The organism is Mycobacterium sp. MUNTM1 (assembly GCF_054660795.1).
Window position 1 is genome coordinate 1 of record NZ_BAAGDE010000059.1, and the last position, 21,926, is coordinate 21,926.

At 68.6% G+C, this 21,926-nt stretch carries 17 protein-coding genes and 1 pseudogene; 12 read left to right on the plus strand and 6 right to left on the minus strand.

Going from position 1 to position 21,926, the window contains the following annotated elements; all coding sequences use genetic code 11:
• Window positions 1-673: pseudogene (locus ACYQ8K_RS25150) on the minus strand (hypothetical protein); the annotation flags it as partial.
• Window positions 674-723: 50 nt separating this feature from the next.
• Window positions 724-1,482 carry a hypothetical protein gene (locus ACYQ8K_RS25155; RefSeq protein WP_459973317.1) on the minus strand — a complete coding sequence of 253 codons (759 nt, stop codon included), beginning with the start codon at window positions 1,480-1,482 and terminating at the stop codon, window positions 724-726.
• Between the two features lie 151 nt (window positions 1,483-1,633).
• Here ACYQ8K_RS25155 and ACYQ8K_RS25160 point away from each other — a divergent pair, with 151 nt between their 5' ends.
• Complete coding sequence (locus ACYQ8K_RS25160) at window positions 1,634-2,920, plus strand: mannosyltransferase (protein WP_459973319.1); 1,287 nt, start codon at window positions 1,634-1,636, stop codon at window positions 2,918-2,920.
• On the opposite strand, the gene ACYQ8K_RS25165 is transcribed toward ACYQ8K_RS25160, so the two are convergent.
• Together ACYQ8K_RS25165 and ACYQ8K_RS25170 are read right to left on the minus strand one after the other, a co-directional pair.
• Window positions 2,917-3,201 (minus strand): 4a-hydroxytetrahydrobiopterin dehydratase, encoded by a 285-nt coding sequence (locus tag ACYQ8K_RS25165; RefSeq protein ID WP_459973320.1) that lies wholly within the window; start codon window positions 3,199-3,201, stop codon window positions 2,917-2,919. The genes ACYQ8K_RS25160 and ACYQ8K_RS25165 overlap by 4 nt on opposite strands.
• A 73-nt stretch (window positions 3,202-3,274) precedes the next feature.
• A complete protein-coding gene (locus ACYQ8K_RS25170; RefSeq protein ID WP_459973322.1) occupies window positions 3,275-4,048 on the minus strand; it encodes a cell division protein DivIVA in 774 nt (257 codons plus the stop codon).
• A gap of 214 nt (window positions 4,049-4,262) precedes the next feature.
• On the opposite strand from ACYQ8K_RS25170, the gene ACYQ8K_RS25175 reads away from it, so the two are divergent.
• From ACYQ8K_RS25175 to ACYQ8K_RS25205, 7 genes are all read left to right on the plus strand, one after another.
• Window positions 4,263-4,655, plus strand: a complete 393-nt coding sequence (locus ACYQ8K_RS25175; protein WP_459973324.1) for a (deoxy)nucleoside triphosphate pyrophosphohydrolase — start codon at window positions 4,263-4,265, stop codon at window positions 4,653-4,655.
• A 465-nt stretch (window positions 4,656-5,120) separates the two neighbouring features.
• Entirely contained in the window at window positions 5,121-8,819 is a 3,699-nt protein-coding gene (locus ACYQ8K_RS25180; protein WP_459973326.1) for a nitrate reductase subunit alpha, read from the plus strand.
• A 34-nt stretch (window positions 8,820-8,853) separates the two neighbouring features.
• Window positions 8,854-10,470, plus strand: a complete 1,617-nt coding sequence (narH, locus tag ACYQ8K_RS25185) for a nitrate reductase subunit beta (protein ID WP_459973328.1) — start codon at window positions 8,854-8,856, stop codon at window positions 10,468-10,470.
• Window positions 10,467-11,135 (plus strand): nitrate reductase molybdenum cofactor assembly chaperone, encoded by a 669-nt coding sequence (gene narJ, locus ACYQ8K_RS25190; RefSeq protein WP_459973330.1) that lies wholly within the window; start codon window positions 10,467-10,469, stop codon window positions 11,133-11,135. Before narH ends, narJ begins: the two co-directional genes overlap by 4 nt.
• Entirely contained in the window at window positions 11,128-11,859 is a 732-nt protein-coding gene (narI, locus tag ACYQ8K_RS25195) for a respiratory nitrate reductase subunit gamma (protein ID WP_459973331.1), read from the plus strand. Before narJ ends, narI begins: the two co-directional genes overlap by 8 nt.
• A gap of 71 nt (window positions 11,860-11,930) precedes the next feature.
• Entirely contained in the window at window positions 11,931-13,820 is a 1,890-nt protein-coding gene (typA, locus tag ACYQ8K_RS25200; protein ID WP_459973333.1) for a translational GTPase TypA, read from the plus strand.
• Between the two features lie 45 nt (window positions 13,821-13,865).
• Window positions 13,866-15,770 carry an ABC transporter family substrate-binding protein gene (locus ACYQ8K_RS25205; protein ID WP_459973364.1) on the plus strand — a complete coding sequence of 635 codons (1,905 nt, stop codon included), beginning with the start codon at window positions 13,866-13,868 and terminating at the stop codon, window positions 15,768-15,770.
• Window positions 15,771-15,779: 9 nt separating this feature from the next.
• On the opposite strand, the gene ACYQ8K_RS25210 is transcribed toward ACYQ8K_RS25205, so the two are convergent.
• Window positions 15,780-16,382 carry a TetR/AcrR family transcriptional regulator gene (locus ACYQ8K_RS25210; RefSeq protein ID WP_459973335.1) on the minus strand — a complete coding sequence of 201 codons (603 nt, stop codon included), beginning with the start codon at window positions 16,380-16,382 and terminating at the stop codon, window positions 15,780-15,782.
• 95 nt (window positions 16,383-16,477) lie between these two features.
• Here ACYQ8K_RS25210 and mshB point away from each other — a divergent pair, with 95 nt between their 5' ends.
• The 4 genes from mshB (at window position 16,478) to ACYQ8K_RS25230 (ending at window position 21,483) form a co-directional block, all read left to right on the plus strand.
• A complete protein-coding gene (mshB, locus tag ACYQ8K_RS25215) occupies window positions 16,478-17,389 on the plus strand; it encodes an N-acetyl-1-D-myo-inositol-2-amino-2-deoxy-alpha-D-glucopyranoside deacetylase (protein WP_459973337.1) in 912 nt (303 codons plus the stop codon).
• Between the two features lie 92 nt (window positions 17,390-17,481).
• Window positions 17,482-17,943 carry a hypothetical protein gene (locus tag ACYQ8K_RS25220; RefSeq protein ID WP_459973339.1) on the plus strand — a complete coding sequence of 154 codons (462 nt, stop codon included), beginning with the start codon at window positions 17,482-17,484 and terminating at the stop codon, window positions 17,941-17,943.
• 96 nt (window positions 17,944-18,039) lie between these two features.
• Window positions 18,040-20,679, plus strand: coding sequence for a bifunctional FO biosynthesis protein CofGH (locus ACYQ8K_RS25225; RefSeq protein WP_459973340.1), 2,640 nt, complete (start codon window positions 18,040-18,042; stop codon window positions 20,677-20,679).
• Window positions 20,680-20,718: 39 nt separating this feature from the next.
• Window positions 20,719-21,483 (plus strand): maleylpyruvate isomerase N-terminal domain-containing protein, encoded by a 765-nt coding sequence (locus ACYQ8K_RS25230; RefSeq protein ID WP_459973342.1) that lies wholly within the window; start codon window positions 20,719-20,721, stop codon window positions 21,481-21,483.
• A 24-nt stretch (window positions 21,484-21,507) separates the two neighbouring features.
• Here ACYQ8K_RS25230 and ACYQ8K_RS25235 read toward each other — a convergent pair whose 3' ends face one another.
• Window positions 21,508-21,840 carry a hemophore-related protein gene (locus ACYQ8K_RS25235; RefSeq protein ID WP_007773659.1) on the minus strand — a complete coding sequence of 111 codons (333 nt, stop codon included), beginning with the start codon at window positions 21,838-21,840 and terminating at the stop codon, window positions 21,508-21,510.
• Window positions 21,841-21,926 lie beyond the last annotated feature (86 nt).

Consider the following 21,926-nt stretch of genomic DNA (forward strand, 5'->3'; position numbering starts at 1 on the left):
GTGCGGGCGGGGGTGGTGCTGCGGCCGGGGCCGGTGGCGCCGGGACCGGAGCCGCGGCAGGCACGTTGGCCGGTTGGACGGGACCCGGTGCGGCGGGTGCCGCGGCGGGCGCGGGACCGGCCGCGTGGGCCGGGTCGATGCCGGCCGGCAGGTGCGCCTCGGGCGCCGGAGCCGCAGCGGGTGCCGGAGCCGTAGCGGGCGCGGCGGCGGGTGCCGGAGCGGCGGCGGGAGCGGGGGCCGCCTCGGGTGCCGCCGCGGGTGCCGGGCCGGCCGCGTGGGCCGGGTTGATGCCGGCCGGCAGGTGGGCCTGCAAACCGGGCTCCACCCCTTCCGCGGGCACGTGTTGTGTTGGCGCGCTGGGCTCGGCGACGAACTGATTAACCGCGGCCGCAACGTTTTTCGACTCGTTGGGCGTGCTCGGATTGTGCGCGAAGGCTTGCGCCGCGGCCATCAGCAGTTGTGTCGCTTGCTGCGGGTCGGTGGCCGCCTGCTGGATGAGCGGGCTCAGCTGCGACAGGGCAGGCAGGCCCGGCAGTCCTGGGGTCGCGTTCGGTTGCGGTGTCGGCTGCGGTGCCGCCGGGTCGGCTGCCGCGCTCGGGCAGAGCCCGAACGCGACAGCCGATGCCGTGACGACAGCGGCCAAACCTTTGGACAGATTCCAAGTGGTTGCCACGGTGTGTGTCCTCCGGTTCTCGGTAGTGGTTTAGCCGGTTACGAAGCAGATCAGGGCAGGGCGGCCAACAGCGGCGATACCGGTCCGGCGGGGCTGGCCGCCGGCGCGGGTGCCGCCGGTGCCGCGGGTGCGGCCGGAGCCTGACCCGAAGCGAGCGCCGGCAGATCCTGCGGGAGCGTCACTTTCGGAGGCACACTGACCGGCAGGCCGGCCGGCATCGCCGGCATGTTGACCTGCGCCTGCGGAAGCTGCGGAGCCGGCGGAGTGGCCGGTGCCGCCGGAGAGGACAGCCCAGGGATCGCGGGCAGGCCCGGGATCGACGGAGCGGACGGGGCGGCGGGACCCGCAGCCGCCGGCTGCGCACCCGTAAGGCCCTGGATCATCCCCGGAATACCGCCGGTCGCCGTCGACGGCGCGGCGGGGGTCGCCGACTGCGCCAGCCCCGGAACGAACGGGTTGGCCGCCGGAGAAGGCACCTGGCCGGCGGGGCTGGTCGGCGCGGTCAGTCCGGGAATCGACGGAAGACCCGCCGCCGGAGCCGCCGCGGTTGCCGGAGCGGTGGCCGCCGGAACACCCGGGAAGCTGATACCCGGAGTGGCCGGAGCCGCCGGCGGCGTGGCGCCGAGTGCGGTCGCGAGGTTCTGCAGGATTTGCGGTGCGTTGGCCGCCGAACTGATCAGCTGCTGCGGAATGTTCGGCACGGCCGGGGCCGGCACGGGGTCGGCGTGGGCGATACCGCCCGTCAATAGCGCTGCGGACGAACCGACCACGACGGCGGCTGCACGCATGTAAGTCCAGATGGTTGGCATGACTCTCCCTGATTGATCGATTACAGGTCCGGCGCTGAAGTTACTTTGATGCAGATGGGACTCAAGTGACACGTGTGGCATTTATAGAGTCGTTATTGATACGAGTGAGAAGGGTGACCGAACGGCCGAAAACAGCCCTGCACGAAGCTGAGTGGGGACCGACGGCGCCGCGGCGCGTACCCCGCTCGCTAAAGTCGGGCGGATAGACACCACCTCGGCCGCTCCGGCGGCACCCACGCCCCAGCGGTTGGCGAGTCTCCTTCAGGCGGCCGCGCCGATGCTGCTCATCGCGAGCATCGCAGCGCGGCTGGCATGGACGTATCTGGCTCCCAACGGCGCGAACTTCGTCGACCTGCACGTGTACCTCGGCGGGTCGGCCGCGATCGACCACCCCGGCACCCTGTACAGCTACGTCTACGCCGACCAGACGCCGGACTTCCCGCTGCCGTTCACCTACCCCCCGTTCGCGGCGGTCGTCTTCTACCCGCTGCACCTCTTGCCGTTCGGCCTCGTCGCCTTCCTCTGGCAGGTCGCCACCATGGCCGCGCTGTACGGCGCGGTCCGGCTCAGCCAGCGCCTGATGGGCGTGGCCGCCGGCGCCGGCCGGCGTGTCGCGATGTTGTGGACGGCGGTCGCCATCTGGATCGAACCGCTGCGCAGCACATTCGATTACGGACAGGTCAACGTGTTGCTGATGACCGCGGTGCTGTGGGCTGTCCTCACGACTCGGTGGTGGCTGTCGGGGCTACTGGTGGGCGTGGCGGCCGGGATCAAGTTGACCCCCGCGATCTCCGGCGTCTATCTGGTCGGCGCCCGCCGGTGGGGTGCCGCGGTGTTCTCCGCGGTCATTTTCGTTGCCACCATTGGGATTTCGGTCCTGGTGGTCGGCGATCAGACTCGTTACTACTTCACCGACCTGTTGGGCGATGCCCATCGGGTGGGTCCCATCGCCACCTCGTTCAATCAGTCCTGGCGCGGCGGCATTTCCCGGATCCTGGGCCACGACGTGGGATTCGGCCCGCTGCTGCTGGCCGCCGTCGCCGTCACGGCGGTGCTGGCCGCGCTGGCCTGGCGCGCCCTGGACTCCGCCGATCGGCTGGGCCGGCTCCTGGTGGTGGAGCTGTTCGGGCTGCTGCTCTCGCCGATCTCGTGGACCCACCACTGGGTGTGGCTGGTGCCGTTGATGATCTGGGCGATCCACGGCCCGCTGCGCGAGCTGCGCGGAGCGCGCATCGTGGGCTGGGGCTGGCTGGCACTCGCCGTGATCGGCGTGCCGTGGTTGCTGAGCTTCGCCCAACCGACCATCTGGCAGATGAGCCGGCCTTGGTACCTGGCGTGGGCGGGGCTGATCTACATCGTGGCGGCGGTGGCGACGTTGATCTGGATCGCCGTTAGCGGCAGCCGGCAGACCGCGCAGGCGGGCGCCGCCGCCGTCTAGTTGTCGACGATGCCGTTGATGTCGCGGGCCATGTCGATGTCGTTGTTGGTGATGCCGCCCTCGGAGTGTGTGACGAGGGCGAAAGTCACTGTCCGCCAACGAATATCGATGTCCGGGTGATGGTCCTTGCTCTCCGCGTGCTCGCCCACCCGGCGTACGGCATCGATGCCGGCGAGAAAACTCGGAAATTTGATGGAGCGGCGCAGGGCGCCGTCGGCGCGCTCCCATCCGTTGAGATCGGGCAGTGCGGCGTCTACTTGCTCATCCGTTAACACAGCCATACACCCGACGTTATACCGTCGTCAGCCTTGCCGCGGGAGACGAATTCGCGGCCCTTCCCGACGGAATGGCTATTTACGAGGCGACGGCCGGACCCGGTGCCGGGCTTTTCTGATCCAGCTGCACCACCACGCTTTCCTCGGGCGGGTTGTTTCGTTCCTGGTATGCCGTCTCGAGGATCGCCGGAACCCTTTGCAGGTCGTGGGCCACGCCCATGAGTTCTTCCAGGATCATGATTCGCCGCTGGTTAGCCTCACCCAGCGCTTTGCGGGCCTGCTCATCGGAATGGCGAGCCCGCTGCTTTGCCTCGGCGAGCAGTTGGTCGCGCTCGCGCTGGGCTTCCTGCCACGCCTCATCGATCGCCGACCGGGCTTCGGCGCGCATCCTGGCGAGTTCGGCGTCGAGCTCCTGCCTGGTTGCCTCGCACTCCGTCTCCAGCGCCTTGCGTTGCGCGGCGATGTCCACCAGCAACTCCCGGTGCTCTTGTTGGGCGGCCTCCGCCTCGGCCTCGGCCTGGGCGATCAGCCCTTCCACTTCGGCGCGCGACTCGTCTTGCATCTGCGAGATCTCATCGAGCGCACGCCGCAGCAACTTCGCCATCCGATGTTGCATCGCGTAGGGCGACGGCGAGGTGTCTGAGAGGAGGGCGACCTCGTCCTTGAGGCAGGCGACTTCGATCCGCAGTGCGACCGCTTCATCGCCGAATTCGTTTCGCTGGGCCCTGAGGTTCTGGACTTCGTCGGTCAGGAACTTCTGCTTGGCGAGCAACACTTGAATGTAGGTATCGACCGCGTCCGTGTCATAGCCCCTGAATGTGCGGGAGAACGTCGGTGCGGGTTCGGTGGTCATGTCCAACCCCCATTCCTGGAAGTGCCTGATAGAGATAGTGACCGGCTACGACCGAGTATCCCACGCCGACGCCGAAACCGGAACGGAACCGTTGTGCCGCAAGGGAATTCGATCCATTTCGGATGGGTTCGATGCCATTCGAGATGAATTTGGTCTTCGCCGGTCGAGGGCGCCGTGCCGGGCTGCGGGCCCTGACGGTATACCGTCACTGGCCATGCCGACCCAGATCGTCGTCGCGGGCGCCGTGATCTGCGACTCCAAGGTCTTGGTGGCACAACGTGTCCGTCCGCCGGAGCTGGCCGGCCGCTGGGAGCTGCCCGGGGGCAAGGTGGCGCCGGGAGAAACCGAGCGTGACGCGCTGGCCCGCGAACTGGCCGAGGAGCTGGGCCTGGCGGTCGGCGACGTCGTGGTGGGCGACCGGCTGGGCGCCGACGTCGCGGTGGACGGGCGGTTCACGCTGCGGGCCTACCGGGTGCGCCTGCTTCGCGGCGAGCCCGACGCCCGCGATCATCGCGCGTTGCGCTGGATCACGGCGGCTGAGCTGCGCGATCTCGACTGGGTTCCGGCCGATCGTGGCTGGTTGGGGGACCTGGCCCGGGCCCTTTGACCGGTGCCTCATAACAAGTCCACAGACTTCCGGCAGCTTATGTACAGCCGCGTTGCAGGTCTTCGCAGTGAACTGAATAGAACAATATGACTTGTAATAACGACGCCACACGAAGCTGCCCTGGATGTGCGTGCCGATATCGAGCCGAATGCTTGTTCAGACCGTCCCGTCCCGTCACGGCCTCGGCGCCGGGCCGGGACGCTGAAGGGTGCGCAAAAACCGATGCTCATGACGCCTTTTTACGTATTTTGTCCACGCGCGGCGGACCTGATTTCGCCCTCGGCGCAGACCTATGCTGGTGCTGTATCGCCCCCCAGCCCGCGGGCCTGAAATGCCGAGCGTTGAGCCGATCCGAGCTGGTGCGGGCGGGTGGATCAATGGGCTGATTGCCGAACACAACGCACGCCGGGTCGAACGAACGGCCCGCCTACGAGGCGCGACGCTACCGAATTGGAGGAGTACTTCTTGACTGTCACACCTCACATTGGCGGAGTGCTCGAGGAGCTCTTGGAGCGCAGCGGGCGGTTTTTCACGCCGGGCGAGATCTCGGCCGACCTGCGCACCGTGACGCGGGAGGGCGGCCGCGAAGCCGACGTGTTCTACCGCGACCGCTGGAGCCACGACAAGGTGGTTCGCTCCACGCACGGGGTGAACTGCACGGGATCGTGCTCGTGGAAGATCTACGTCAAGGACGGGATCATCACCTGGGAGACCCAGCAGACCGACTACCCGTCGGTGGGGCCGGACCGGCCCGAGTATGAGCCGCGCGGCTGTCCGCGTGGTGCGTCGTTTTCCTGGTACAGCTACTCGCCGACCCGCGTGCGCTACCCGTACGCCCGGGGCGTGCTGGTCGAAATGTTTCGGGAGGCCAAGGCGCGGCTCGGCGACCCGGTGCTGGCCTGGGCCGACATCCAGTCCGATCCGGAGCGCCGCCGCCGCTATCAGCAGGCGCGCGGGAAGGGTGGATTGGTCCGGGTCACCTGGGCCGAGGCCACCGAGCTGATCGCCGCCGCCCACGTGCACACCATCAAGACCTACGGGCCGGATCGCGTCGCCGGGTTCTCGCCGATCCCCGCGATGTCGATGGTGTCCTACACCGCGGGCTCGCGGTTCTTCGAGCTGATCGGCGCCCCCATGACGTCGTTCTACGACTGGTACGCCGACCTGCCGGTCGCCTCGCCGCAGGTCTTCGGCGACCAGACCGACGTGCCCGAATCCGGGGACTGGTGGGACGCGGCGTATTTGATGATGTGGGGCTCCAACGTCCCGATCACCCGCACGCCCGACGCACACTGGATGGCCGAGGCGCGCTACCGCGGCACCAAGGTGGTGACCGTCAGCCCGGATTACGCCGACAACACCAAGTTCGCCGACGAGTGGATGCCCTGTGCGGCCGGCACCGACGGGGCGCTGGCCATGGCGATGGGCCACGTCATCCTCTCGGAATGCTATGTGCAAAAGCAGGTTCCGTTCTTCACCGACTATTCGCGCCGCTACACCGACCTGCCGTTTCTGATCAAGCTCGAGGAACGCGGCGACATGCTGGTGCCGGGAAAGAACCTCACGGCCGCGGATCTGGGGGAGGCCGTGGAGAACGCGGCGCTCAAGCCCGCCGTGCTCGACGAAAGCACCGATTCGGTTGTGGTGCCGCATGGTTCGCTGGGGTTCCGGTACGGCGAATCGGGCGTCGGGAAATGGAATCTCGACCTCGGCGACCTGACGCCGGCGCTCAGCGTGCGCGACGCCCACCACCGCGGCGGGGATGAGGACAGCGCGCTGGTCCACCTGCCCAGCTTCAACACCGTCGACGGCGAGGGCACCACCGTGGCGCGGGGTGTCCCGGTGCGCCGCATCGGTAAACACCTGGTGTGCACCGTCTTCGACCTGATGCTCGCCCAATACGGCGTGGCGCGGCCCGGTTTGCCCGGCGAATGGCCCACCGGCTATGACGACGCCACCCAGCAGAACACCCCGGCATGGCAGGAAGCGATCACCGGCGTGTCGGCCGCCCAGGCCATCCGGGTGGCACGGGAATTCGCGCACAGCGCCGAGGAATCCGGGGGCCGCTCCATGATCATCATGGGTGGCGGCATCTGCCACTGGTTCCACAGCGACGCGATCTACCGTGCGGTGCTCGCGCTGCTGATGCTGACCGGATCGATGGGCCGCAACGGCGGTGGCTGGGCCCACTACGTCGGCCAGGAAAAGGTGCGCCCCCTCACCGGTTTCCAGACGATGGCGATGGCCACCGACTGGGTGCGCCCACCGCGGCAGGTGCCCGGCGCGTCGTACTGGTACGCACACACCGACCAGTGGCGCTACGACGGCTACGGCGCGGACAAACTGACCAGCCCGGTGGGCCGGGGCAGGTTCGCGGGCAAGCACACCATGGATCTGCTGGCGTCCTCGGTGGCCATGGGGTGGAGCCCGTATTACCCCCAATTCGACCGGTCCAGTCTGGACGTCGCGGACGAGGCACGCGCCGCCGATCGCGACGTCGCCGACTACGTCGCCGAACAGCTCGGCCAACGCAAGCTGAGGCTCGCCGTGACCGATCCCGACAATCCCGTGAATTGGCCGCGCGTGCTTACCGTTTGGCGCGCCAACCTGATCGGATCGTCGGGCAAGGGCGGCGAGTACTTCCTGCGCCATCTGCTGGGTACCGACTCCAACGCTTCGGCGCTGCCGCCGGAGGACGGGGTCCGGCCCGCCGACGTGGTCTGCGAGGGGGACATCCCCGAGGGCAAGCTCGACCTGATGATGTCGATCGACTTCCGGATGACCTCGACGACGCTGGTGTCCGACGTCGTGCTGCCCGCGGCGACCTGGTACGAGAAGGCTGACATCGCCAGCACCGACATGCACCCCTACGTGCATGCGTTCAGCGCCGCGACCGATCCGCCGTGGGAAACCCGTTCGGACTTCGACGCTTTCGGCGCGATCGCCCGCGCCTTCAGCGCCATGGCCAAGGACCACCTGGGCACCCGCACCGACGTGGTGCTCACCGCGCTGCAGCACGACACCCCGGACGCGATGGCCTATCCCGATGGCACCGAGCAGGATTGGTTGCACTCCGGCGCGACGCCGGTGCCGGGGCGGACGATGGGCAAGCTCACCGTGGTGGAGCGCGACTACACCGCCATCTACGACAAGTGGCTCACCCTGGGCCCGCTGGTCGACAAATTCGGACTGACCACCAAGGGCATCACGGTGCACCCCTTCCGCGAGGTCGAGGAGCTCGCCGCCAAGTTCGGGGTGCTGAAATCCGGTGTGGCGGCGGGCCGTCCGGCCATCACCACGGCGTCGCGGATGGCAGACGTGCTGCTGCTGCTGTCCGGAACGACCAACGGGCGGCTGGCGGTCGAGGGCTTCCACGAACTGGAGAAGCGCACCGGTCAGCGGCTGGTGCATCTGGCCGAGGGCAGCGAGGACAAGCGGATCAGCTACGCCGACACCCAGGCGCGGCCCGTTCCCGTGGTCACCAGCCCGGAGTGGTCGGGCAGCGAGACGGGTGGCCGTCGCTACGCGCCATTCACCATCAACATCGAAAACCTCAAACCGTTCCACACCCTCACCGGGCGAATGCATTTCTATCTCGCGCACGACTGGATCGAGGAGCTCGGCGAGCACCTGCCGGTCTTTCGGCCGCCGCTGGACATGGCACGCCTGTTCGGCCAGCCCACACTCGGCGCATGCGAGGACGGCATCGGGCTCACCGTCCGCTACCTGACGCCGCACTCGAAGTGGTCGTTCCACTCCACCTACCAGGACAACCTGTACATGCTCTCGTTGTCCCGCGGTGGCCCGACGATGTGGATGAGCCCGGGAGACGCGGCGAAAATTCAAGTGCGCGACAATGATTGGGTCGAGGCGGTGAATGTCAACGGCATTTACGTGTGCCGGGCGATCGTCAGCCACCGGATGCCCGACGGCGTGGTATTCGTCTATCACGTCCAAGAGCGCACCGTGGACACGCCGCGCTCCGAAACCAACAACAAGCGCGGCGGTAACCACAACGCGCTGACCCGGGTGCGCATCAAGCCGAGCCACCTGGCCGGCGGCTACGGCCAACACGCGTTCGCGTTCAACTACCTTGGGCCGACCGGTAACCAGCGTGACGAGGTGACCGTGGTGCGTCGTCGCAGCCAGGAGGTGCGGTACTGATGCGCACCGAAACGGCGCGAAAGGGGGGACCGCGATGAAGGTCATGGCGCAGTTGGCGATGGTGATGAACCTCGACAAGTGTATCGGTTGTCACACCTGTTCGGTGACCTGCAAGCAGGCCTGGACCAACCGGTCCGGTACCGAATACGTGTGGTTCAACAACGTCGAAACCCGTCCCGGACAAGGCTATCCACGCACCTATGAGGACCAGGAGCGGTGGCGCGGAGGCTGGATCCGCGACAAGAAGGGCCGGCTGCGGCTGCGCGACGGCGGCCGCCTGCACAAGCTGCTGCGGATCTTCGCCAACCCGAAGTTGCCCCTCATCGGCGACTACTACGAGCCCTGGACCTACGACTACGAAAACCTGACCACGGCACCCGCGGGTGACACCTTCCCGACGGCCGCACCCAAGAGCCTGATAACCGGTGAGCCGATGAAGATTTCGTGGGGGCCGAACTGGGACGACAACCTGGCCGGGTCGCCGGAGATCCTGTCCGAGGACCCGATCCTGAAGAAGGTCAGCGAAGAGGTCAAACTCTCGCTCGAAGAAACCTTCATGTTCTACCTGCCCCGCATCTGCGAGCACTGCCTCAACCCGTCCTGCGTGGCGTCGTGCCCGTCGGGCGCGATGTACAAGCGCAGCGAGGACGGCATCGTGCTGGTCGACCAGGACCGCTGCCGCGGCTGGCGGATGTGCGTGTCCGGATGTCCTTACAAGAAGGTCTATTTCAACCACAAGACGGGCAAGGCCGAAAAGTGCACGCTGTGCTACCCCCGGATGGAGGTCGGCCTGCCCACCATCTGTTCGGAGACCTGCGTGGGGCGGCTTCGCTACCTGGGCGTGGTGCTCTACGACGTCGACCGGGTGCTTCAGGCGGCGTCGGTAGAGAAGGAGACCGATCTCTATCCGGCGCAGTGCGAGATCCTGCTGGACGCAGGCGATCCGGAGGTCATCGCAGCCGCCCGGGCGGAGGGCATTCCGGACGAATGGATCGAGGCCGCACAACGTTCCCCGATCTATGCGCTGATCCACACCTACAAGGTGGCGCTGCCGTTGCACCCGGAATACCGCACCATGCCGATGGTTTGGTACATCCCGCCGCTCTCGCCGGTGGTCGACGCGGTCAGCCGCGACGGGCACGACGGGGAGGACCTCGGCAACCTGTTCGGCGCGCTGGACGCGCTGCGCATCCCGATGCAGTATCTGGCCGAATTATTCACCGCCGGCGACACCGCGGTGGTCGAGGGCGTGCTGCGGCGGCTGGCCGCGATGCGTTCCTACATGCGTGACATCAACCTCGGCCGCGAGACCCAGCCACACATCCCGCATTCGGTCGGCCTGACCGAAGAAGAGATCTACGAGATGTACCGGCTGCTCGCCATCGCGAAATACGAAGAGCGCTACGTCATTCCGACCGCCTTCGCGCCGCAGGCGCGCGACCTCGAGGAGATGGGTTGCTCGCTGACGGGTGACGGCGGGCCCGGCATGTACGAGTCGGATCTGACGCCGGTGTCCGTCGAGACCTTCCACACCCTCAAGCAGCGCGGCGACGATCCCGGTAACCTGCGGCCGTCCGGTCGGGTGAACCTGCTCAACTGGGGCGGCGGCCAGGCGCCCGCCGGGATGTTTCCCGAGGGGCGGCAGCGGTGAAACTGCTTGCGGCGCTTCGCGAGCGCTCCGCTAACCGGGCGATGCAGGACCGCCTGGTGTGGCAGGCGGCGTCGCTGCTGCTGGTCTACCCCGACGACGGGTTGGCCGGGCGCCTGGATGCCGTCGACGAGCTGCTCGCCCACATCAGCGGTCCGCCGGCGGCGCTGCTCGGGCAGACGGTCGCGGCGCTGCGCGCCCGCGAGCCGATGGCCGCCGCGATGGACTACGTCGCCACCTTCGACATGCGCCGGCGCTGCACGATGTACCTGACCTACTGGACCGCGGGGGACACCCGCAACCGCGGCCGCGAGATGCTGGCGTTCGCCACCGCCTACCGGGAGGCGGGTGTGACGCCGCCCGGAGGCGAGGCGCCCGACCATCTGACGGTGGTGCTCGAATTCGCCGCCACCGTCGATCCCGAGGCCGGGCGGCGACTGCTGGACCAGCACCGGGTTCCGATCGACGTGCTGCGCGGCGCCCTGGCCGACGCCGAGTCGCCATACGAGCCGACGGTCGCGGCGGTCTGCGAGACCCTGCCCGCCGCAACCGATCAGGAGGTTCGCCGCGCCGAGCGGCTGGCGAAAGCCGGACCACCGGCGGAAGCCGTTGGGCTGCAACCGTTTACCCTGACCGTGCCACCCCGCAAAGGAACGCCAAGTGTTTAGCAACGTCCTGTTCTGGGACATCGCGCCCTACGTCACGTTGTCGGTGCTGATCGTGGGCACCTGGTGGCGCTACCGCTACGACAAATTCGGCTGGACCTCACGCTCGTCGCAGATCTACGAGTCGCGGCTGCTGAGCATCGCCAGCCCCATCTTTCATTTCGGCATCCTGGCGGTGTTCGCCGGACACGTGATGGGCCTGTTCGTTCCGCCGAAGGTCACCCAGATGATGAAGATGAGCGATCACTTCTATCACCTGCAGGCGGTCATCGCCGGGTCGACCGCCGGCATCGCCACGCTGATCGGCATCGGGTTGCTGATTTACCGGCGGTTCACCCGCCCGGCGGTGACCATGGCCACCAGCCGCAGCGACAAGGTGATGTATGTGGTGCTGCTGCTGGCGATCGTGGTGGGCCTGTACTGCGATCTGATCGGCACCGGCCCGCACGGCGGCGAGTTCCATTACCGCTACACCGTCGGCATGTGGTTCCGCCGGATCTGGATATTCCAGCCGCACGGTGAGGTGATGATCAACGCGCCGCTGGATTACCAGCTGCACGCCCTGATCGGCATGGTGCTGTTCACGCTGTGGCCGTTCACCCGGCTGGTGCACGTGTTCAGCGCCCCGGTCGTCTACCTGTTCCGGCCCTACATCGTCTACCGCAGCCGCGAGGCCGCGGCCAAGGGCGAACTCGTCGGCACCGCACCACGCCGGCGGGGCTGGTAGCGGGGCGGCAAGGGGCGAACCGGCTACCAGCCGGTTCGCTATCCGGGGCCCCCGCTGCCACAATCACCGACGTGCTATTTCGCAACGTCGCCATCGTCGCCCACGTCGACCACGGAAAGACCACCCTGGTTGACGCGATGCTGCGGCAGTCCGGCGCGCTGCACCACCGCGGTGACGACGCGGTCGAGCGCCTGATGGACTCCGGGGACCTGGAGAAGGAAAAGGGCATCACGATCCTGGCCAAGAACACGGCCGTGCATCGCAAGAATGCGGACGGAACGACGACCGTCATCAATGTCATCGACACCCCGGGCCACGCCGACTTCGGTGGTGAGGTGGAGCGCGGACTGTCCATGGTCGACGGGGTGCTGCTGCTGGTCGACGCCTCCGAGGGCCCGCTGCCGCAGACCCGTTTCGTGCTGCGCAAGGCCCTGGCCGCCCATCTTCCGGTGATTCTGGTCGTCAACAAGACCGACCGGCCGGACGCCCGGATCTCCGAGGTCGTCTCGGAGAGCCACGACCTGCTGCTCGATGTCGCATCGGACCTCGACGAGGAAGCGCAGAAGGCCGCCGAGGCCGCGCTCGACCTGCCGACGCTGTACGCCTCGGGCCGGGCCGGCATCGCCAGCACGACCGAACCGGCCAACGGCGAGAACCCGCAGGGCGACAACCTCGACCCGCTGTTCGACGTCCTGCTCGAGCACATCCCGCCGCCGCAGGGCGACCCCGAGGCGCCGCTGCAGGCGCTGGTCACCAACCTCGACGCGTCGGCCTTCCTGGGCCGGCTCGCGCTGATCCGCATCTACAAGGGCCGGATCCGCAAGGGCCAGCAGGTGGCCTGGATGCGCGAGGTGGACGGGCATCCCGTCATCACGGGGGCGAAGATCACCGAACTTCTGGTGACCGAAGGCGTGGAACGCACGCCCACCGACGAGGCGATCGCCGGGGACATCGTCGCCGTCGCGGGCATTCCGGAGATCATGATCGGCGACACACTGGCCGATCCGGACCACGCGCACGCGCTGCCGCGCATCACCGTCGACGAGCCCGCCATCTCCGTGACCATCGGGACGAACACCTCGCCGCTGGCGGGCAAGGTGAAGGGCCACAAGCTGACCGCCCGCATGGTGAAGTCGCGGCTGGACGCCGAACTCGTCGGCAACGTCTCCATCAAGGTCGTCGACATCGACCGGCCGGACGCCTGGGAGGTGCAGGGCCGCGGCGAGCTCGCGCTGGCGGTGCTGGTCGAGCAGATGCGCCGCGAGGGCTTCGAGCTCACGGTCGGCAAGCCGCAGGTGGTCACCCAGACGATCGACGGCAAGTTGCACGAGCCGTTCGAGGCGATGACCATCGACTGCCCCGACGAGTTCGTCGGCGCGATCACCCAGCTGATGGCCGCCCGCAAGGGCCGGATGGAAGAGATGACCAACCACGCGGCGGGCTGGGTCCGGATGGACTTCATCGTGCCCAGCCGCGGCCTGATCGGCTTCCGCACCGACTTCCTCACCCTGACCCGCGGCACCGGCATCGCCAACGCCGTATTCGACGGCTACCGGCCGTGGGCGGGGGAGATCCGGGCCCGCCACACCGGCTCGCTGGTGTCCGACCGGGCCGGCACCATCACACCGTTCGCGATGATTCAGCTCGCCGACCGGGGCCAGTTCTTCGTCGAGCCCGGCCAGGACACCTACGAGGGCATGGTCGTCGGAATCAACCCGCGCGCAGAGGATCTCGACATCAACGTCACGCGTGAGAAGAAGCTGACCAACATGCGCTCGTCGACCGCCGATGTCATCGAGACGTTGGCCCGCCCGCTCGAGCTCGATCTCGAGCAGGCCATGGAGTTCTGCGCGCAAGACGAATGCGTCGAGGTGACCCCGGAGATCGTGCGGGTGCGCAAGGTCGAGCTGGACGCCACCTCCCGGGCCCGCAGCCGGTCGCGCGCCAAGGCGCGGGGTTAACACCGGGTGGTCGGACGGCCTGCTGGGCAGCTGCTCGATACCCTGATCGGCGTGCCGAGACGCGTCCGCCGCTTGTTCATGGTGCTCGGCGGCCTGGTCTCGTTGGTCGGACTCGTCCTGTCGGCCTGCACGGTCAACCCGCCGCCGGCCCCGCAGAGCACCGATACGCCGCACAATTCGGTGCCGCCGCCGCCTCGGGTCAGCGAGATCATCATGGGCATCGACTCGATCGGCGCGGGTTTCAACCCGCACCTGCTGTCCGACCTGTCGCCGGTGAACGCGGCGATCAGCGCCCTGGTGTTGCCCAGCGCCTTCCGGCCGGTCCCCGACCCCAACACGCCGACCGGCTCGCGCTGGGAGATGGACCCGACGCTGCTGGTGTCGGCCGACGTGACCAGCCAGAATCCATTCACGGTGACCTACAAGATCCGGCCGGAGGCGCAGTGGACCGACAACGCGCCGATCGCCGCCGACGACTTCTGGTACCTGTGGCACCAGATGGTCAGCCAGCCCGGGGTCGTCGACCCGGCCGGGTATGACCTCATCACCGGCGTGCAGTCCCTGGAGGGGGGCAAGCAGGCGGTGGTCACCTTCGCCGAACCCTATCCGTCGTGGAAAGAGCTGTTCAGCAACATCCTTCCGGCGCACATCGTCAAGGACGTGCCCGGGGGCTTCGCGGCCGGCCTGGCCCGGGCGCTTCCGGTCACCGGCGGGCAGTTCCGCGTGGAAAGCATCGACCCGCAGCGCGACGAGATCCTGGTGGCGCGCAACGACCGCTACTGGGGGCCGCCGGCCAAACCCGGGCTCATCCTCTTCCGGCGCGCCGGTGCACCGGCCGCGCTGGCCGATTCCGTGCGCAACGGCGACACTCAGGTGGCGCAGGTGCATGGCGGCTCGGCGGCCTTCGCGCAGCTGTCCGCCATCCCCGACGTGCGGACCGCCCGGATCGTGACGCCGCGGGTCATGCAGCTCACGCTGCGGGCCACCGAGGCCAAACTCGCCGACACGCAAGTGCGTAAGGCGATCCTGGGGCTGCTCGACGTCGACCTGCTCGCCGCCGTGGGCGCCGGCAGCGACAACACCGTGACCCTCGACCAGGCCCAGATCCGCGCGCCGAGCGACCCGGGATACGAGCCGACCGCGCCCCCGGCGATGACGACGCCGGCCGCGCTGGCGTTGCTGGAGGGCGCCGGATACAAGGTCGAACCCAACACTTCGGCTTCGGCGGCGCCGCCGCCATCAGCCCCGCCGAACACCGGGCCGCCCGAGGTCATCCGCGGCCGGATCAGCAAGGACGGCCAACAGCTTTCACTGGTCATCGGGGTGGCGGCGAACGACCCGACCGCGGTCGCGGTGGCCAATACGGCCGCCGACCGGTTGCGCAACGTCGGCATCGCCGCGACCGTGCTGGCGCTGGACCCGGTCACCCTGTACCACGACGCGCTGAACGACAACCGGGTGGACGCGATCGTCGGCTGGCATCAGGCGGGCGGAAACCTGGCGACCCGGCTCGCCTCCCGATACGGCTGTCGCGCACTGGAATCGACCCAGGTACCGATCTCCAACGGGCCGGTGCCCGCGCCCGCCACGCCCGCCGGTCCGAGGCCGTCCACCGGCCCGGCCGCCACATCGACGACCCCGACGACGACGCCGCCACCCAGCCGTCCCGCCGACCCCAACGCCCTGGTGCAGGCTCCGTCGAACCTGACCGGGATCTGCGATCGCAGCATCCAGTCGAACATCGACGCGGCCCTCAACGGCACCAAGAACATCAACGACGTGATCACCGCAGTGGAACCGCGGTTGTGGAACATGTCCACCGTGCTGCCGATCCTGCAGGACACCACGATCGTCGCGGCCGGCCCGAGCGTGCAGAACGTCAGCTTGTCCGGTGCGGTTCCGGTCGGCATCGTCGGCGACGCCGGCCAGTGGATCAAGACCGGGCCGTAGCCCGCGCCCTCAGTCGGCGGCCCGCGGCGGGATTACCGTGTCGACGATCAGCGCCAGCTCGCGCCGGTTCGGCGGCGAGCCGTTCAGCACGAAGTGCTGGTTGATCAGGGCCGACCCGATGCGGGCGGTGAGCGGCGTGACGACCTTCGGGTCGAGGTCGCCGTCCTCGATGGCGGCCTGCAGGATCGATTCCACGATCGTCAGCCGCGGCCGCACCACCGCGTCGGCGAAGATGGCCCGCATCTCGGGCTCGTGTAACAGCTGATGGATGACGTCCAGGCCGGGAAAGCCGGTCTTTCCGGCCAGCAGGTCGCGCTGGGCGGTGAACATCGCGAGCAGGTTCTCTCGGGCGGAACGGCCGGAACGCAGCTCGGGCAGCGGCGGCAGCGCGAAAACCAAAGCGGCGTGCACCAGCTCGCACTTGGTGTCCCAGCGACGGTAGAGCGCGGCTTTGCCGGTGTGGGCCCGCGCGGCGATTCCCTCCATGGTCAGGCCGCCGTAACCGACCTCGGTCAGCTCGGCCAGGGTCGCCTCGTAGAGGGCGCGTTCGAGGACTTCACCTCGCCGACGGCTCCGGCTGCCGGTGTGGTCTGCGTCCGTTAGCTGAGGCACCCCTTGATAGTAGCCGTGCGCGTTCCTATCTGCCGCTTACCGGTGGGTAGCCGCCGGGCTGCCGAAATCGGCGCAGCTGCCGGTAGGGTGCGTCCATGCCTGAGACGCCGCGGCTTTTGTTCGTCCACGCGCATCCCGACGACGAAAGCCTCAGCACCGGCGCCACCATCGCCCACTACGCCGCCCGCGGGGCCGACGTCCGCGTGGTCACCTGCACGCTGGGCGAGGAGGGCGAGGTGATCGGCGACCGCTGGGCCGAACTCGCCGTCGATCGCGCGGACCAACTCGGCGGCTACCGGATCGGCGAACTGACCGCCGCGCTGCGGGCGCTGGGCGTCGGCGGGCCCCACTACCTCGGGGGCGCCGGCCGGTGGCGCGATTCGGGCATGGGCGGCACCCCCCGCCGGCACCGGCAACGCTTCATCGACGCCGACGAGCGCGAGGCCGTCGGCGCGCTGGTGGCCGTCATTCGCGAGCAGCGCCCGCACGTCGTCGTGACCTACGACCCGGGCGGCGGCTACGGCCATCCCGATCACGTGCACACGCACCGGGTGACGATGGCCGCCGTCGCGGCGGCCGGACCGGGAGCCGGCGCCGACTTCCCCGGCGAGCCGTGGCCCGTACCGAAGTTGTACTGGTCGGTCTTCGCGGCGAGCACCTTCGAGGCGGCCATGGACGCCTTGAGGCCCGAGGATCTGCGGCCCGAGTGGTCGATCCCGCCCAAGGAAGAGTTCACTTTCGGCTACGCCGACGCCGACATCGACGCCGTCGTCGAGACCGCCCCGGCGGCCCGGGACGCCAAGCGGGCGGCGCTCGCCGCGCACGCCACCCAGGTGGTGGTCGGGCCGACCGGTCGGGCCTGCGCGCTGTCCAACAACGCGGCGATACCGATACTGGGCGACGAGCACTACGTCCTGGCGGCCGGCGCGGCGGGGGAGCGCGACGGGCGCGGCTGGGAAACGGACCTGCTCGCAGGGCTTGGTTTTCCCGCGGCCGCGACGCGGTAGGCTGCCAATCAGGCAGCCACGGAAGGAATTCGCATGGACCCCGACCTGGACCCTAATCAGCAACACTGGCAGGACCGGCTGGACAGCCTGCAGTGGGTTATCGGCTCCATCATGTCCAACATCGACAGCGTCCCGACCTGACCGAAACCAAGCCACGCGTCGCGTCCGTTGACGACGGCGGCGCAACCGACCCCGCGATCCGTTTCGTCGTGTTGGCCCTCTTGGCGGTCGACGGGGTGCTCTCCGCACTTGCCGGAGCTCTGCTGCTGCCTCTCTACATCGGGACGGTCCCGTTTCCCATCAGTGGCCTGATTTCCGGACTGGTCAACGCGGCGCTGGTGTGGGCCGCCGGTCGCTGGACCCGCTCGCCGCGGCTCGCGGCCTTGCCGCTGTGGACCTGGCTGCTGACGGTGGCGGTGATCAGCATGGGCGGCCCGGCCGACGACGTCATCCTGGGCGGCCGCGGCCTGATGGCCTACGCGGCCTTATTGCTGCTGGTCCTGGGGGTCGTACCGCCCGTGTGGGTGCTGTGGCGGCGCGGCCAGGGCGCCTGACGTCCGGCCGGGATGTCGCCCGCTTACCCGCGCGGGTGTGCCGCTACTGTTGACTGTTGCCCGGACGGGACCCGCCAACGGGTGCCACGCTTTCACATGTTGGGACGCACGGATGAAATTCGATCGTCGGGAAGTTACACAAAGGTGCTGTTGACTCCGGGCGAGGAGCCTACCGCTCTGCCTACCCCTGTGGTTCCGGCCAAGGCCGCCACCGAGGTCAGTGCCTCCGCGCTGCGACGGGTATTGCGACGGGCTCGAGATGGTGTGGCGCTGAACATCGACGAGGCGGCGGTCGCGATGACCGCGCGGGGTGCCGATCTCGCGGATCTGTGTGCCAGCGCGGCGCGGGTGCGCGACGCGGGTCTGGAGTCGGCGGGACGCCGCGGCCCGGGCGGTGGGCTGCCGATCACCTACTCGCGCAAGGTTTTTATCCCGGTCACCCACCTGTGCCGGGACACCTGCCATTACTGCACCTTCGTCACCGTCCCCGGCAAGCTGCGCGCCGAGGGCGCCGGCATGTACCTGGAGCCCGACGAGATTCTCGACATCGCCCGCCGCGGCGCCGAACTGGGTTGCAAGGAAGCGCTTTTCACGCTCGGTGATCGGCCCGAGGATCGCTGGCCGGAGGCGCGCGAGTGGCTGGAGGCGCGCGGCTACGACTCCACGCTGTCCTACGTGCGCGCGATGGCGATCCGGGTGCTGGAGGAAACCGGCCTGCTGCCGCACCTGAATCCCGGCGTGATGAGCTGGTCGGAGATGGCGCGGCTCAAGCCGGTGGCGCCGTCGATGGGCATGATGCTCGAGACGACGTCGCGGCGGCTGTTCGAGACGAAAGGGCTTGCGCACTATGGCAGCCCGGACAAGGACCCGGCCGTCCGGCTGCGTGCCCTGACCGACGCGGGCCGGTTGTCGATTCCGTTCACCACCGGCCTGCTGGTCGGCATCGGCGAGACGCTCGCCGAGCGGGCCGACACCTTGCACGCGATTCGCAAGTCGCACAAGGAGTTCGGTCACGTGCAGGAAGTGATCGTGCAGAACTTCCGGGCCAAGGAGCACACCGCGATGGCCGCCGTCCCCGACGCCGGCATCGAGGACTACCTGGCCACCGTGGCGGTGGCGCGGCTGGTGCTCGGCCCCGCGATGCGCATTCAGGCGCCGCCCAACCTGGTGTCGCGCGCGGAGTGCCTGGCGCTGATCGGCGCCGGAGTCGACGACTGGGGCGGCGTTTCCCCGCTGACGCCCGACCACGTGAATCCGGAGCGGCCGTGGCCGGCCCTGGACGACCTGGCCGCCGTCACCGCCGAGGCCGGCTACGAGCTGGTTCAGCGGCTGACCGCGCAGCCCAAATACGTGCAGGCGGGCTCGGCCTGGATCGACCCGCGCGTGCAGGGGCACGTGACGGCGCTGGCCGATCCGGCGACCGGTCTGGCTCGCGACGTCAACCCGGTGGGGATGCCCTGGCAGGAGCCCGACGACGTCGGCTCCTCGGGCCGGGTCGACCTCAACGCGGCGATCGACAGCGAGGGCCGCAACACCGAAACCCGCAGCGATATCGACAGCGCCTTCGGCGACTGGGAATCGATCCGTGCCCACGTGCACGAGCTGGCCGCCCAAGGCGCCAAAGCGCCAGAACGCCTAGACACCGACGTGCTCGCCGCGCTGCGCTCCGCCGAACGCGACCCCGCCGGCTGCTCCGACAGCGAATACCTGTCGCTGGCGACCGCCGACGGCCCTGCGCTGGAAGCCGTTGCTGCCCTTGCTGATACGCTGCGCCGCGAGACCGTCGGCGACGATGTGACCTTCGTGGTGAACCGCAACATCAACTTCACCAACATCTGCTACACCGGGTGCCGGTTCTGCGCGTTCGCGCAGCGCAAGGGTGACGCCGACGCGTACTCGCTGTCCACCGAAGAGGTCGCCGACCGCGCCTGGGAGGCGCACGTCGAAGGCGCCACCGAGGTGTGCATGCAGGGCGGCATCGATCCCGAGCTGCCGGTCACCGGCTACGCCGACCTGGTCCGGGCGGTCAAAGCGCGGGTGCCGTCGATGCACGTGCACGCGTTTTCGCCGATGGAGATCGCCAACGGTGTGACCAAGAGCGGGTTGAGCATTCGTGAATGGCTGATCAGCCTGCGCGAGGCGGGCCTGGACACTATCCCCGGCACCGCCGCCGAGATTCTGGACGACGAAGTGCGCTGGGTGCTGACCAAGGGCAAGTTGCCGACGTCGTTGTGGATCGAAATCGTCAGCACCGCACACGAGGTGGGTCTGCGGTCGTCGTCGACCATGATGTACGGCCACGTCGACAGCCCGCGGCACTGGGTCGGCCATCTCAACGTGTTGCGCGACATCCAGGACCGCACCGGCGGTTTCACCGAATTCGTGCCGTTGCCGTTCGTGCACCAGAGCTCGCCGCTGTATCTGGCGGGGGCGTCGCGCCCCGGGCCCACCCATCGCGACAACCGGGCGGTGCACGCGCTGGCGCGAATCATGTTGCACGGCCGCATATCTCAGATTCAGACCAGCTGGGTCAAGCTCGGTGTCGAGCGCACGCAGGTGATGCTGAACGGCGGCGCCAACGACCTGGGCGGCACGTTGATGGAGGAGACCATCTCGCGGATGGCCGGCTCGGAATTCGGCTCGGCCAAGACAGTGGCCGAGCTGATCGCGATCGCCGAGGGCATCGGCCGCCCGGGGCGGCAACGCACCACCGACTACACGACCCTGGCCGCGTAGTTCGCTTTTTTGTCACAGGCGGCGGGTATACCCGAAGCCGTGAAGCGACGAATTGACGACGACCGATTTCCCGAGTGGGCGCCGTTTGCGGATGCGGTGCGCAGGCACGGACCCGACGCCGGCACTTGGTGTGAAGCGTGGACGGTGCGCGACATCGTCGTCCATCAGGCGGGCAACGCCGAAGAGCTCGCCCGGGTGCTGGGCGGCCATCTGGCGGGTGAGCCCGTCGCGACCCGCGGCTTCGAGGAACGCGAGGGCCCGTTGCGCGCCTTGAACGATGCGGATCTGTGGGACGCGCTGACCGACCGGATGGTCACCCTCAACGAGGTCGCGGTGGCGGCCGAAGCGGTGCCCGCCGACACCGATGTCGCCTGGACGGGCCGCACCATGAAGGTCCCCTGGTTCGCCGAACACATGCGCGAGGAGCTCGTCCTGCACGGCTGGGACATCACCGGCGACGAGCCGGCCGCCCGGGCCCGGCTGGCCGAGCCGTGGATGACCACGCACAGTGTCCTCGCGGTCGGCAGGCCGCTGCTGGTGAAGGGGGCCAAGCAGCTGGAGCCGGGCGAGCGCGTCGAGGCGCGGCTGCGAGCCGACGGCACCGACGACGTCGTGCTGGCCGCCGATCCGGATCAGATCACCATCGCGTTGGCCGAACCGGACGGCCCGGCCACCCTGGAAACCGACGCGGCCGCGCGCGTGCTGCTGCTGTGGGGCCGCAGGCCCGCCGATCCATCACGCATTCGCAGCCGCGTCGGGCCGGAAACCCTGGGCCGGGTACGCCGCCTGCTCGGCGGTTACTGAACCGCTTCGTGCGAAGCGATCGGGTCAGTAGTTGTTACAGGTGACCGCGACCTGGTTGATGTCGTCGTAGTACTTCTGCGCCGACGGCATGGCCTGGATCTGCTGGGCCATCTGCTGGCGCTTCGGCGGCGGCGCCGCCAGGAAGTTGCGGATGTAGGACTGCGCGACCGGGGACGAGTTCAGCTGCTGGGCGGCAGCCGGGTCGGTCGCGTTCAGCGCCGCGATGACCTGCCCGTAGTTGCAGGTGGTGTTGATGATCGCGTCCGACGGGTCAGCCGAGGCGACCCCGGCCGCGGCCGTCAACGCCACCGCCGCGCTGCCTACCGCAACGCCCAATTTGCTCAACGACAGCCTCATGTGTGGACACCTTCCCCAGTTAATGCACCGCTTTTTCGGCGAGAACATCTGCCCAGCGGTTGCCGTCTTTCGGTTGAGATTACCAG